7 protein-coding genes are annotated in these 13,881 nt (G+C 57.7%); 4 read left to right on the top strand and 3 right to left on the bottom strand.

Going from position 1 to position 13,881, the window contains the following annotated elements; genetic code table 11:
* Window positions 1–49: 49 nt before the first annotated feature.
* Window positions 50–3,607: a carboxypeptidase regulatory-like domain-containing protein gene (locus HDF15_RS10575; protein WP_184255332.1), complete on the bottom strand. Its 3,558-nt coding sequence runs from the start codon at window positions 3,605–3,607 to the stop codon at window positions 50–52.
* Between the two features lie 179 nt (window positions 3,608–3,786).
* Between HDF15_RS10575 and HDF15_RS10570 the strand changes: the two genes are divergently transcribed.
* The 4 genes from HDF15_RS10570 to HDF15_RS10555 all read left to right on the top strand — a co-directional run bounded on the left by HDF15_RS10570 (window position 3,787) and on the right by HDF15_RS10555 (window position 11,752).
* Window positions 3,787–4,887: a LacI family DNA-binding transcriptional regulator gene (locus tag HDF15_RS10570; RefSeq protein WP_184255330.1), complete on the top strand. Its 1,101-nt coding sequence runs from the start codon at window positions 3,787–3,789 to the stop codon at window positions 4,885–4,887.
* Window positions 4,888–5,432: 545 nt separating this feature from the next.
* Window positions 5,433–9,038 (top strand): TonB-dependent receptor domain-containing protein, encoded by a 3,606-nt coding sequence (locus HDF15_RS10565; RefSeq protein ID WP_184255328.1) that lies wholly within the window; start codon window positions 5,433–5,435, stop codon window positions 9,036–9,038.
* Between the two features lie 9 nt (window positions 9,039–9,047).
* Window positions 9,048–10,502, top strand: coding sequence for a sulfatase-like hydrolase/transferase (locus tag HDF15_RS10560; RefSeq protein ID WP_184255326.1), 1,455 nt, complete (start codon window positions 9,048–9,050; stop codon window positions 10,500–10,502).
* A gap of 281 nt (window positions 10,503–10,783) precedes the next feature.
* Window positions 10,784–11,752: a formylglycine-generating enzyme family protein gene (locus tag HDF15_RS10555; RefSeq protein ID WP_184255324.1), complete on the top strand. Its 969-nt coding sequence runs from the start codon at window positions 10,784–10,786 to the stop codon at window positions 11,750–11,752.
* Here the strand turns inward: HDF15_RS10555 and HDF15_RS10550 are convergent.
* Window positions 11,749–12,759 (bottom strand): hypothetical protein, encoded by a 1,011-nt coding sequence (locus tag HDF15_RS10550; RefSeq protein ID WP_184255322.1) that lies wholly within the window; start codon window positions 12,757–12,759, stop codon window positions 11,749–11,751. The genes HDF15_RS10555 and HDF15_RS10550 overlap by 4 nt on opposite strands.
* 10 nt (window positions 12,760–12,769) lie before the next feature.
* Complete coding sequence (locus HDF15_RS10545) at window positions 12,770–13,804, bottom strand: threonine/serine dehydratase (RefSeq protein ID WP_184255320.1); 1,035 nt, start codon at window positions 13,802–13,804, stop codon at window positions 12,770–12,772.
* Window positions 13,805–13,881: the final 77 nt, after the last annotated feature.

Raw genomic sequence — 13,881 nt, 5'->3', positions numbered from 1 at the left:
GTGCCCTTTGAGGAGCACCCTCTTGTTTGCAAAGGACTACAAACGCGAGTTAGAAGCTGAACCGCGCGTGAAAGGTAACGGACCGTGCACCGAGAGGTGCATTATCCGTTCCAAAGTTTGAGGAGTTGATATTCGTTGCAATGCTGGATGGGTTGAGGTTCAAGTTGTTGAACAGGTTGAGGGCGCTGATGCTGATTTCAATATTCGCCTGATCGCCTAGAACTGGCATCTTGGGGAGACCGAATGCCTTTGCCAAAGAGGCATCGACATCCTTGTATCCAGGGCCGTTGAATGAATTACGTGCAATTCCAGGTGCTGGTGGGAGAGCCGCGTTCACTGCTGGGAATCCAGTGCCGCTGGCTGCTGTCATAGCCGCAGCAAAGTTAGGCACGCTGAAGTATTGATTGGAGTACTGAACAGGTGTCCCAGTAGCTCCGTTGACTGTCGCCGTCTGTGTAACCCCGGTTAGGTTTCCTGGGTAATTTGAAGAAACACCTGCGGCATTGGGCTCGAAAGCACTATTCTTCGTAGAACGTGGAGAGCCTCCGAGGTAGAAGGGACGCAGATTTTGGTAGCCGCAGTTGGAGCAGTAGAGCGACTGCGGGATTCCGTAGTTAGGTGTCCAGCCGAAGCCGGTATGAACCGTGTAGATGCCGCTCAGCGACCAGCCGCCAGCAATCTTTTCCATCCAGCGATTGCTGCCGTGGAAGAGAACCGGTTGCCAGAGGCCAAAAGCCTTGAAGGATTTTCCAACGTTGAAATCGGAACGGCCATAGTCATAGCTTGAATTAACGGGGGTATACGGCTGCTCTTCGTACGGCCCAGAGGTATTATCCAGGCTCTTTGCCCAGGAGAACTGGCCTTCGGCAGAGAAGTGATGCGCAAATTGGTGCTTCAAGCCTGCGAGCAGAGCATTGTTGTTGGCAGAGCCGCCATTCCACCAGTAATTTCCACTCGTAACCAGAGGGTTCAGCGCCAGGCCATTAGCCAGTGCGAAGGCATTGGAGTTGGAGTTTTCGATGACGTGATGGGACGAGCTGCCTTGATAGCCCAATGTCGCTACAAGCTGGTGTCCTAGGTCATACTGCAAGTCCAGTGAGTAATGGTGAACGTACGTGGTAGGCAGATGAGAAGGAAAGACTGTGATGTTGGCTGAACCCGAGGCCGGTATGCCTGCAGCGTTGTCGACCGAGACGATGGTGTGGGGATTCGAAGCATAACCAAACAAGTTTGTCGGGCTGCTCGAAATTCCATAAAGAATGTTCCCACCTGTAGCCCCCGGGTTGGAGGGGCTGTCGAAGGCGAAGTTAGCGTTGAACGTCAGCGGAGGATTACTGCCGCCACTCGATGTAATGGCGATCTCTTCCTGGTTGTAGCTCAGTCCGTAACCGCCACGAACGACAAGCTTGTCGTGGAATGTCTCCGGGCTCCAGTTGAACCCAATCTGGGGTCCGAAGTTACCTTTCTGTGGTGTCCAGACGTTGCCGCCAGTCCTGACGGTAAGACCCGTATAGGTCGCAGCCCCCGGACCATAAGTAGCCACACCGATATTGTGTTGCTTGTCGTAAAGTGAGCCGAAATAGGAATAGCGCAGGCCCAGGTTGATGGTCAGGTTCTTGCGAATCTTCCAGTCATCCTGCACAAAAAAGCCAAAGAGGTTTTCGCGGTCGTCCTGGCGGGCGCCACCGGGGAAACCTGTTGCCGGATTAAACTGTCCTTGCTCCTGGTGTGGCGCATCGTTCAGGAAATCCCAGACATTATAAAAATCGTAGGTGGGAACAAAGGTGTAAGTCGGATTATTGAGGTAGTGAAGATTCGTGTAATCGCCACCAAATTTAATGGTCTGTTGTCCCCAGACCTTGGTTGCGACATCTTTGTAGCCGTAGGTCCACTGGTTCAGATCGCTGCCAACGGAAGGGCCGAATTGATTGAGAGTGATAGAGCCGATCTGGTTAATATCGTCCTGGGGCAAACCGACGGGCGACTGAGGGTTGGAGGTGATTTCGTTATAGCGCCAGCCTGCGGCGTTTGCACGGGCTTCATTGAGGAATGTTGGCGAGAACGTGTGGTTCCAAATTACAGAGAAAGCATCATTGATCTGGTCGTGAAAGAAGAGGTCATAGTTGCGGGATCCACCCTGTTCGCCTGTAGTCCCTTGAGGCACCCAATAGATGGCAAAGCTGAGGTGATCGCTTTTCGTGACATCGGCATCGAGACGCCCGTTGTATGCCTTGTAGTACGAGCTATGCGGCGAGATTGTAGCGAATTCTGCAATATCCGCTACATTTCCCAGTCCACTGCCAACTCCTGGATTGGCAGTGGTTCCAGTGGCCGTAGGGTCCTGAGTTCCCAAGGCGGAGGTCAACGGAGAGCCGATATTCAAGCCTCCTGCGACGGCATTGCAATTGACACCTTGAACCAGGCCGGCAGTTGCGCAGGTCACGCCCGGGACAAGGCCGGTGGCGTTGACGCCTGCTCCGGGAAAGGTCAGATACGTTGATGCAATGCTTCCGCTGCGTCCTAGAGCATCGAAGGCGGCAGTGTCGTACCAACCGGTTCCTGTCGTGGGGGCATTCCCTTGTGGGGAGGTCTCATAGGAAAAGAAGGCGAAGACCCTGTCCTTCCAGATCGGGCCGCCAACGCTGCCGCCATATTGGTTGAAACGGGAGTTGTCTCTACCGGTTTTAGGATCAGAGCCGGTTCCGGAGAAGTGAGGGTAGGCATTCAAGCCAGGACGGTGAATGTCGATGAAGAGGCTTCCATGAAACTGGTTCGTACCGCTCTTCGAGGTGATCTCTGTGATGGCACCACTGAAGCGTCCGTTTTCCGCGTCGTACTGATTGGTAACGATTCGCACATTAGCGATGGAGTCCGGATCAGGAGTGATGACGCTGGCTCCACCCCAGACCGCGCTGGTGGTGCTGATACCGTCGATCGCAATGCCATTGGCCGAATTCTGGTTGCCATTGGCGAAGGTTTGAGGTTTATTTTCGGTTGGCTCTTGTCCGCCTGACCCTGAACCGCCAACACCCTGGTTACCCGGAGTGTTATAGACACCACCCCCTGTAGCTTGCGACCCATCATTAATCGAGCCCGGCGCCAATTGGCTCAGGGTGAATACGTCGCGGCCGGAGGATGGCAGGTGCGCGATGTCGTTGCTGCTGATCGTGACGCCCAGGTTTGAGTTCTCTGTATTGAGGGCCGGTTGTGTCGAGGCGTCGACGGTAATCGTCTGCGTGTCTCCGCCAACGGCCAACTGCACGTTCAAGGCGTTGGCCTCTTCAGGAACGAATTGGAGGTCGCTGAGGACCTTGGTCGCAAAACCTTTACGTGCGACCGTCAGAATAAAGGGATCGGCCGGCAGAGCGTTGAAGTTGAAGACGCCATTGGCGTCGCTTGTGTGAACGATCGTTCCGTTCGTGGTGGTGTTCTTCAGTGTCAGGGTCGCGCCAGGGACGACCTCTCCCTGCGGATCAGTGACAACACCCTGGACCGACGTTCGGTACTGGGCATGCGCGGCCAGGGAAGCGACGCAAAGAATTGCCACGAGCGCAAGCCACCGAAAGGCCCTGCGCTGAGGGGGAAAGATGGTAGAGATCAACTTCATACTGCCTCCAGGAAAGTCCGACAACGTAAATATTTGGCGTTTGCGATAGCGCCTGAGCAAACGTTTGCCCAATTAGGCAAACGTTTGAGCAAATAGGCACTATGCTCCGTCTCGATAACGACTGTCAAGCCTCGGCAATCGATTTTCGCGCGGGTGCCCACTTGTGAAAGACTCACGAGGTGGCACCTTCGTCGAAAAAAGTAAACAAATCCGATAAGACTGATCTATCAGATGCAACTTCCCGGCATGGCGCACCCGCTTCGCTGGCGACTCTTTCGGCGCATCTGGGGCTTTCGGTAGCGGCCATCTCGCGCGTGCTGAACGGCGTTCCGGCGGCAAAGTCGATCCCGAAGACCACACAGGACCGTATCTTTGCCGCCGCCAAGGAGTTCAACTACCGCCCGAATGCGCTGGCGCGATCGCTGCGGCATGGCCGGTCGATGATGGTCGGCGTGCTGGTTCCGGAGGTCTCCGAGGGCTATGCGACGCTGGTGCTCGCCGGAATCGAACAGGGATTGCTGCAGTCCGGCTACATCTACTTCCTCATCAGCCATCACCATCGCAGCGAGCTGATTGAGCGGGCGCAGTCGCTGTTGATGGAGCGCTCCGTCGATGGCATCATTGCCATCGATACCATCATGCCGCTGCACTCGCGGCTGCCGACGATCACCGTCTCCTGCCCCGACGAGCAGGAGGGTGTGACGAACATTATGCTGAACCAGCGCCGTGCCGTGGAGTTGGCGCTCGATCACCTGGTGGGGTTGGGGCATCGCGAGATTGCCATCATCAAGGGGCAGAGCTTCAGCTCGGATACGGAACCGCGCTGGCAGGCGATTCGCCACGCGGCATCGCGGGCGCAGATTAAGCTGAACCCCAAACTCGTGGCCCAGCTTGAAGGGGATGCGCCCTCGCATGAGCCCGGTTATTTCGCGGCCCAACGGCTGCTGGCATCGGATACACCCTTTACCGCGTTGTTTACGTTCAATGACGTTTCGGCGATTGGAGCCATCCGTGCTCTGCGTGAGGCGGGGTTGCGCGTGCCGCAGGATGTCTCGGTCGTCGGCTTCGACGACGTACAGTCGGCAGCCTTCCAGAATCCCAGCTTGACGACAGTGCGGCAGCCTCTGCGCACGATGGGGATGCTTGCCGCTGAAGCGCTCGTGCGGCAGATCACCGCTCACCCGGACCATCCTCCCTCTAAACAATTGGTCGTCGACCCGGAGTTAGTGGTGCGGGAATCTACCTGTCCTCCGCCGGCGAAAAAGCGTGCGAAGTCCTAGGGCATGTCATCAAACTGCACTGAGAAAGTGATTGAACCGTGCAAATAGCTTGTTGAGGCAAGCCCGGAAGGGCACGGTTTCAACCGTGCCGAAAAGCACGATCCAGAACCTATACCATTCTGCCGAAGGCCGGAGTGAAGCCCGTAGGGCGCAACGACTGAATTGCCTTCCTTCGGGCGGCCCAGGCTGCACAGGCACAACCAGGGACAGATTTGGGATATAGCCACCCCTTCGCTTTTTGCAAAATAATCGCCTGAGTAGGTCGCTCAATAAAGCTCAAAAGTTGACATACGAATATATTCCTCCTATGCTTTGCAGACAGGCAGGCAAAGATGTCATGCAGTAACCAACAATTCGTGATGATGGCCTCCACCGGCCTCTCCCCGGTTGCTCCCCGCACCGGTTGTTGTTGTACCTGTTGCCGCTAAGTTACTAGCCAGCTAACTCCCCTTTTCTAATTTATTTTTCGAACGACGAGCTATCTCTGCGTGCGTACTTTCTCCCCGCCGGAATAAGCGTGTCTTCCTTCTCTCACCGGAGGCTCCGTGTCCCTGCGCAGGAACATCTCACTTTTATTGGTATTGATTGCATCTCTTCACGTTGCGGCCTGGGCCCAGGTAGATACCGGCGCTATCGTCGGCACTGTGTCCGACGCACAACAGCAGCGAGTATCCGGTGCCGCGATCAAGTTGCGCAGTGAGGAGACCGGTGTCGAGCGCACCGCGAAGTCAGGCAGCGATGGCAGCTTTACCTTCTCGCCACTTGCTATCGGGACCTATTCGCTCACAGTGGAGCAGGAAGGCTTCGAGCGCTATGTGCAGAAGGGCCTGGCGATCACGGCCCAGTCAACCTTGCGCGAAGACGTAGCCCTGCACGTAGGCGAGGTAACGCAAACGGTAGAGGTCGCTTCCACCCAGCCGCTGCTGGAGACGCAGACCTCTGCGCTGCAGCAACTGGTTGATGCGCGCCGCATCAACGATCTGCCGTTGAACGGCCGCAATGTAACGTTCCTGGCCCAGACCGCTCCCGGTGTCACGATTGCACAGGCGGACTCACGCGGCCTGGCTGCCAGTGGCTCTTTCAGCGCGAACGGCGCGCGTCGCGGGCAGAACGATTACCTGCTCGACGGCATCGATAACAATGCGGCTATTGCGGACTACGTAAACCAGACGCAGTATGTCATCATGCCTCCGCCGGATGCGCTGCAGGAGTTTGTCGTGCAGACCGACAACTACACGGCGGAGTTCGGCCACTCTGCGGGCGCAGTCTTGAATGTGTCGACGAAGTCAGGCGGCGATCGCTTCCACGGCGATGCCTGGGAGTTCTTCCGCAACGATGTTCTGGATGCGCGCAACTACTTTGCGACGGCAGCGGCCAAGCCTGCCTTTCGCCAGAATCAGTTCGGCTTCGCCCTTGGTGGACCGGTAGTCATCCCCAAGCTGTACAACGGCCGTGGCAAGACGTTCTTCTTCTTCGACTATCAAGGCCTGCGCAGCGCGCAGGACAGCAGCAAGGTTGTTACCGTACCGACCGCTGCCGAAAATCAATCTGGATTTACGAACTTCGGCGACTTGATTACGGGACAGAGCGGAACCAAGACCGACTTGCTGGGCAGAGTCTTTCACGTAGGTACGATCTTCGATCCGGCGACTAGCCGCCCCATCACAGGCGGACAAATCGACGCAACCACTGGACTCAAGGCGACCAGCACCGGCTATGTGCGCGATCCTTTTTACTCAGGGTCTCTTGCAGGGCAGACAAACTTCACCAACGCCGGACAAGTGGCGTTGCTCAATAGATTGCCCAGCGGCCGATTGAGTTCCAGCGCAATCGCTTTGTTGAATTTATTCCCTTCGCCGACCGCTGGTGGTGTAACGAATAACTTCACCTCGTTCCCCACGGTGACGAATAACAGCGATGGCATCGACCTGCGTGTCGACCAGCACTTCAGCGACCGCGATTCGGCGTTTGTGCGTTACAGCTATCTCGATACGGACCAGTTGAACCCCGGGCCTTTCCAGGGCATTGCAGATGGCCAGGCGAGCCGTCCCGGCAATGGATGGACACAGGCGCAGAATGTTGCCGTGAGTGAGACCCACATCTTCACTCCTCAGATTGTGAACGAAGCGCGCGTCGGCTATAGCCGTGTGGTCGACATTCGCCAGCAGCCCTTTGCCAGTCAGTTAGGCATTCCAGCGCAGTATGGGATTGGTGGTATTCCGCAGTTTCCAGGGAACGGTGGCTTGCCTACCCTGACGTTCGGCGCGTTGGCGAACCTGGGGCAGTCTGGATCGCTGCCCAGTAACAAGGCGAGTGACATTACGCAGTTCTCCGACAACGTGACGATCTCGCGCGGCCACCATGTGCTGCGCACCGGGGTGCTCTACCAGAGCCTCCTGTATCCCACGTCGACGCCTTCCGCGTCGCGCGGTTCGTTTGGCTATAGCGGCATCTATACCTCCATCGTGAGCCAGACGGACGGCTCCACTGACCGCGCGCAGTTCCTTCTGAACCCGACTCGTAATACGGTCGGCAATAGCTCGACCGCTTACGACAACATAGGCGGCGCGAACACTGTCAGCGCCTCCAGTTTTCCTCCTATCAGCAATCTTCACCGGAGTTACGTGGGTGCTTACGTCCAGGACGACTGGCGCGCCACCTCGCGTCTCACGTTGAACCTCGGCCTGCGCTGGGAGCACTACGGTGTCCCGACCGAGCGTGACGATCGGCAGGCTAACTTCCTCCCTGGGCCTTTGAGCAATCCAGCGGTCGGTGCTCAATTTCTCATTCCAAGATCACAGGTAGCTTCGGTGCCGCAAGCCTTTATTGCGTTGCTGAATAAAGACAATATCGCTTTTGTCCCGACCGATAACAGGGGATTGGGAACGGCGCAGAAAGAAAACTTCGCTCCACGCTTCGGTATTGCCTATCAGGCGAATTCACGCGTTGTCATTCATGCCGGGTTTGGCCTGTTTTATGGTGGCTATGAGAATTATGGTTTGAGCGCACAGCCAGGAGCCAACTTCCCATTCAACATCGCGACGAGCTATACCGCAGGCAATCCTGTTACTCCGCTAACGCCGGATAACTCGATCGGCACGCTGGCCAATGGGTTGACGAACGTTCCACTCAACGCAGCCAACGCAAACCTGTCGAGCATCACTCTTCTTGGCCGACAGTACAACTGGCAGAGTGCCTATACCGAGGGCTACAACCTGCAGGTCCAATATCAACTTACTTCGACAACCGTTCTGAAGATCGGCTATGCGGGGTCGGTATCGAGACACCTGCAAACTCCGATCAATACCAACACGCTCGATACGGTTCTTCCCGCAAGCGCTAACGCGCAGACAAATAGTTTTTTCCCTGATTTCGCTCGTGGCGGTACCTTCATCACTCCGTCAGGCGTAACAAACTATAACGGCTTGCAACTCGATGTCACTCGCCGCTGGTCGAACGGGCTGACGCTCGATGCCAACTACACGTGGTCGAAGTGCATGGGTGATGCGCGGGATCAGCTCGATAACAATATCGGCAGTTATCGCGCGCCTTATGTTCCGGGGGCTGGCATCGGGTTTGACTATGCTCTCTGCGATACCGATGTTCGCAATATCTTCCATGCGAATGGAACCTATGCTCTGCCGTTCGGTCACGGGCGTGCGCTGCTCACGCATGGGCCTGCGGCTTATGTGGCAGGCGGATGGTCGCTACAGGGAATCGCGACGGTACAGGATGGTCAGCCTCTCACCGTAGCTTGCTCGGTTACCACTGCTGCTGGTTTGGGTTGCAATGCTCTCAAAGTAGCAGGACAGAACCCTTATGCGGGCCCTCACAACGCGACGCAGTTCCTGAACCCCGCAGCCTTTGCCAATCCTGCTACGACAGCTACCGGATTGGCGGCATTGGGAGGCTCTCCCACACAGGTCAGTGGACCGGCTTACCATAAGCTCGACGCTTCGCTCTTCCGGCAGATTCCCCTCGTCGCAGGAACTCGGTTGGAAGTTCGTGCCGAAGCTTTCAATATCACCAATACGCCAAACTTCTCGGCCCCGGGAAGCCTTACTTTTACAACGCCCTCTACGTTCGCGTCGATCACCAGCACGCGTGATAATTCAAGACAACTGCAGTTCGCTGCAAAGATTTACTGGTAGGAGTTGAAGATGCCGGAAACGATAGAGAGTCGCCGATCATTTTTGAAGGGCACCGTGGCAGCCGCGGTAGCTGCTGCTGTGTCGGGTGCCGCTGAGGCGGAACAGTCCAAGGGCGCTGCAGCAAAGCCTGCCTCGCGGCCCAACATCGTGTTGTATCTCGCCGATCAGTTTCGGTCGGACTTTGTTGGAGCCAACGGTCGCAATAGTTCGACGCACACACCGAACATCGACGCTATCGCCGCGCGTGGCAAGAACTTTACCCATGCGGTTACCAATCAACCGGTATGCGCTCCAGCGCGCTCTGTGATCTTTACCAGCCGCTACGCCACGGAGACCGGAGTCTGGCACAACGGCCTGGAGCTGGATAAGTCGCTGCCGACACTTGCAGGGGAGCTGCGCAAGGCGGGCTACTCGGCGAACCTTATCGGCAAGTGGCATCTCGCTCTGGAGAACCCTGCACAGGGTGGCAGCCCGGGAGCGGTGAAGGCCGAAGACCGAGGCGGTTTTCTCGACCTCTGGGAAGGGGCCAACGCGATTGAAAATACCTCGCACCCGTATGAAGGAACGATCTGGGATCGCGACGGAAAAGAGATCACCTACAAGGACGAGTATCGCGTCGACTTCCTCACCGACCGCGCCGAGCAGTTTCTTCGCCAGAAGCACGACAAGCCGTTCTTTCTCTTTATCTCGCAGTTAGAGCCTCACCAGCAGAACGATATGCACCAGCCCATCGCCCCCAAGGGCGCGGCTGCGCGCTACGTCAACTCGGTCGTGCCCGACGATCTTCGCGCGCTGCCCGGCACCTGGCAGGCGCAGCTTCCGGACTACTACGGCTGCATCGAGTCCATCGATGCTTCAGTGGGCCGCGTGCGCCGCATCCTCGAAGAAGAGCATCTGGCCGAGAACACCATCTTTGTCTTCATCAGCGATCATGGCTGCCACTTCATGACGCGCAACCAGGAGTACAAGCGCAGCACCCACAATAGCTCGATCCGTGTCCCGCTGGTAATCGATGGCCCCGGCTTCCGAGGAACACAACAGGTCCCCGAACTGATTGGTCTCATCGATCTTGCGCCAACTCTGCTCGAAGCGGCGGGTGTTCCCGTGCCTTCGACCTGGAAGGGCCACAGCGTGCTGCCGTTGCTCAACGATCCTGAGGCGCGTCAGCATTGGCCGAATCAGCAGCTCATCCAGATCAGCGAGTCGATGACCGGGCGCGCGATCCGTACGCCGGATTGGACCTACTGTGTCGCCGACATATCGGGCGGCAAGGAGCTGGCAGCCAAGACCTATACCGAGTACCAGATGTACGACCAGCGCGCCGACCCCAACGAACTGGTCAATCTCGCTGGTCGCAAAGAGTATCGCGAGAAGGCCAATGAACTACGCGAACAGTTGAAGAAGTTGATTGTGGCGGCTGGAGAGCCTGAGCCTGAGATCGTGGAAGCGAAGCTCTATCCGTAGGGCAGGTCTCTGGTAGAGCCCCAAAGGGGCGGTATATCCCAGCCCAGGGTGGAGGCGGCATGGCGAGCGTTTTTTGCTCGCCGTGCCGCTGGAACCCTGGGTTATGGGCCCCTCGAAGGCAGAGCCCTGAAGGGGCGACCTATCGTGGCTTATTTGAAGCATCGGGAGAACATACCCTGCGCTAATTAGGTGACACACTCCAGGGAGTCTGAAATTGAATGTGAGCTCTGTTCACGACCTACAATCTATAGTGATGATTTCGATCTGCTATCGGACGTGCGATGAGTACTGACAACAACCCCAAATCCTGCTGCACGCCGACATCCGTCCGCGAAGCTTCAACTCCCGTCAAAGCCCCATTGGTCTATACCCCCGGTCTAGCTCCAAGCCGTACGACGATCCCGCTTCCCGGCGGCACCTTTCTTATGGGCACCAACTACGAACGAGGCTTTCCTGCCGATGGCGAAGGCCCGGTTCGTTCCGTCTCGCTCTCGGCCTTCGACATCGATACCTACCCGGTTACGAATGCCGACTTCGCTGCCTTTATCGCAGCGACAAACCATCGTACCGAGGCCGAAGTCTTTGGTTGGTCGTTCGTCTTCTGGTCGCACATTCCTGAGGAGCGTTTCGAAGAAGTGGTAGAAGACACCGTCGCGATGACGCCTTGGTGGTGCAAGGTCCCCGGTGCTACGTGGGATCACCCGGAAGGCCCAGGCTCGGATGTGAAAGACAGGCAGAACCATCCGGTAGTGCACGTCTCATGGAGCGATGCTGCAGCCTACGCTGCGTGGGCAGGGAGGTTGCTGCCCACCGAGGCCCAGTGGGAGTACGCCGCGCGTGGCGGCCTCGAACGGAAGCTCTACCCGTGGGGCGATGAACTGACTCCCAAGGGAAAGCATCTGTGCAATATCTGGCAGGGGCAATTTCCGCGACAAGATACAGCCGAAGATGGTTATGCCGGAAGCTGTCCTGTCGACAGTTTTCCGCCTAACGGCTATGGCCTGTACTCCGTTACCGGCAACGTGTGGGAGTGGTGTGCAGACTGGTTCGGCACGACGTTTTCTACCTCACAAGATCCTGTGGGTCCGCCGGCCGGCGAGGCAAAGGTGATGAAGGGTGGTTCGTTTCTGTGCCACGCGTCCTACTGCAATCGCTACAGGGTGGCGGCGCGGACCTCCAATACTCCTGATAGTTCGGCCTCGAATATTGGCTTTCGATGCGTAGGAAAGGCTAATCCAAAGATCGTTTAGTCTCGATCGTTTCCATAGACCGGGATACCTTGCTTCACGCGAAAGGCAACGGTCGCCGCGCGAGCCGCGAAGTCCGACTGCGGATACTTCTGCCGTAACTCATCGGCAATCGACTGGCAGTTCTTCGCCGCGGCCTCTGAATTCTTTTTATTCTCATCGAGCGTGTACATCGTCACCAGCGCACCCTGGCGATAGGCCGCGTTATAGAGCGCTTCGGCGGACTTCGGGCCATCGGGATAGCGGTCTGCGTACTTCAGATAAAGCTGCGTCTCCATCTCCGGACACTTCGGAAGGCCCTGCCAGTCGCCGCAGAGCTTGTTGTCGAGCAGTTCGAACGCCGCGCGTGCTGTAAACGGAGAGTTCGGATAGAGCTTCATCAGATGCTTGAACTCGCCTTCATATAACTGAGGGCGCAGGAAGGCCTCCTGCTCATGCGCGCTGGGTAGCGTGGAGATATCAAGCTTGTCGAGCTGCCAGCGAATGTCAGCGGCGCGAAACTCGGCCTCGGGCGCGAGCGGCGAGTCGGGAAAGTAGTTGGCGACGCGATGATAGAGCAGATGCGCGGCCTGGTCGGCTCCTTTAGGCGCGTGCGGTCGCATCGCCTGCGCTTCATACTCGGCAGCTGCGCCATAGATCAGTACATCGCCGTTTGGTGTGGTTGGGCCGACAATGCCCTTGTCGCGAATCCAGCCGGAGCTTGGATCGGGATTGGCCTCGGGATCTTCGAACTCGGGCTTGGAGTCGGGGTCTACGTCTTCCTTGGTGTCGGTGTTGGCAAAGACGTTCACCCACGGGCCATTGTGCGCTGTCACGACGATCTCATGGCCGGGAGTAACCGTGACGATCGGCGGGGCGCTGCTGTCGGGAGTGGCGTAGACGTTGGCCGTATGCAGCACGGTCGAACGCGCCGATCGGTCATAGCCGCTGCGGTTGTCCCTCTTCTGTTTTTGCGCAAACAGCAGTCCCGGCACGAGCAGGAACGCCGCAGTGACAGAGGAGAAACGCATGGCTGAGATTTTAGCCGTTAATCGCCTTCGTTTCAGCCTCAAGTTCAGCGCGTAGCGCCGGATCGAGGTTTCCCCCGGAGAGTACGGCGACAACCTTGTCCGCCTTGGGAAGCTCGTGCGCATGAAAGAGGATCGCTGCCAGGGTGACTGCGCCGGAGGGTTCGGCAACCAGTGCGGTTGCACTCAGAATGACGCGCAGAGCGGTGCGAATCTCGTCTTCTGTAACGGTCACAATGCCGTCGACAAACTGCAGGATGTGCTGGAAGTTGCGTTCGCCGAGCGACTGCGTGCGCAGCCCATCGGCCAGGGTGCGGGTGGTCTTTGCAGCGGGCCACTCGACGAGTGTGCGCGTGTCGAAGGACTCCTTGGCGTCGGCAGCAAGCTCCGGCTCGCAGCCCCAGATGTTGGGCGCGACCTGATTTGCCGCGTCCGCCGCGAGCTTGATCCCGCTGGCCACGCCTGAAAGCAAGCCTCCGCCGGAGACAGGTGCCAGTACGAGATCGACGTTCGGCAGTTGTTCAAGAATCTCCAGGCCGCATGTCGCCTGTCCAGTGATGACGGCCTCGTCGTCGTAGGGAGGCACCATCGTGTAACCGTGCAGTGTTTCGAGCTCTTCAGCCTTTTGTTTGCGCTCCAGGCTCGCCGGGCCAACGGTGACGATCTCCGCGCCAAGTGCCCTGGTGGCCTCTACCTTCAACTGCGGTGCGTTCGAGGGCATCACGATAACGGCCTTCGCTCCCCGCGCTCGCGCCGCGAACGCCACTCCCTGCGCGTGGTTGCCCGAGGAGTAGGTGATAACGCCGCGCTGCAACTGCTCCGCGGAAAGCTGGGCGATCTTGTTGTACGCGCCGCGTAGTTTGAAGCTGCCGATGGGCTGCGCCGACTCGTCCTTCAGATAGATGTCCGGTGTGCTCTCTGCGAACTCGGCGAAGCCGGCCATGCGCAATCGCGCGCGGCTAAGGCGTACCAGAGGAGTGCGTACGGCGGTGTCTGCGATGCGTGCCTGAGCGGCGTGGATGTCGGTGAGGGTGATGAGGTCTGGCATAGCGTTGACTTCGATTGTAGTTCGTCGCTGCTTTGGCCTTTGCTTTTCTTGTTGTCATTCCCGAAGGGAATCTGCTT

The sequence above is a fragment of the Granulicella mallensis genome (assembly GCF_014203225.1).
GTDB classification, from domain to species: Bacteria; Acidobacteriota; Terriglobia; order Terriglobales; family Acidobacteriaceae; genus Granulicella; species Granulicella mallensis_A.
The sequence above is the reverse complement of the archived record's forward strand: the minus strand, read 5'-3'. Positions and strand labels throughout refer to the sequence as shown.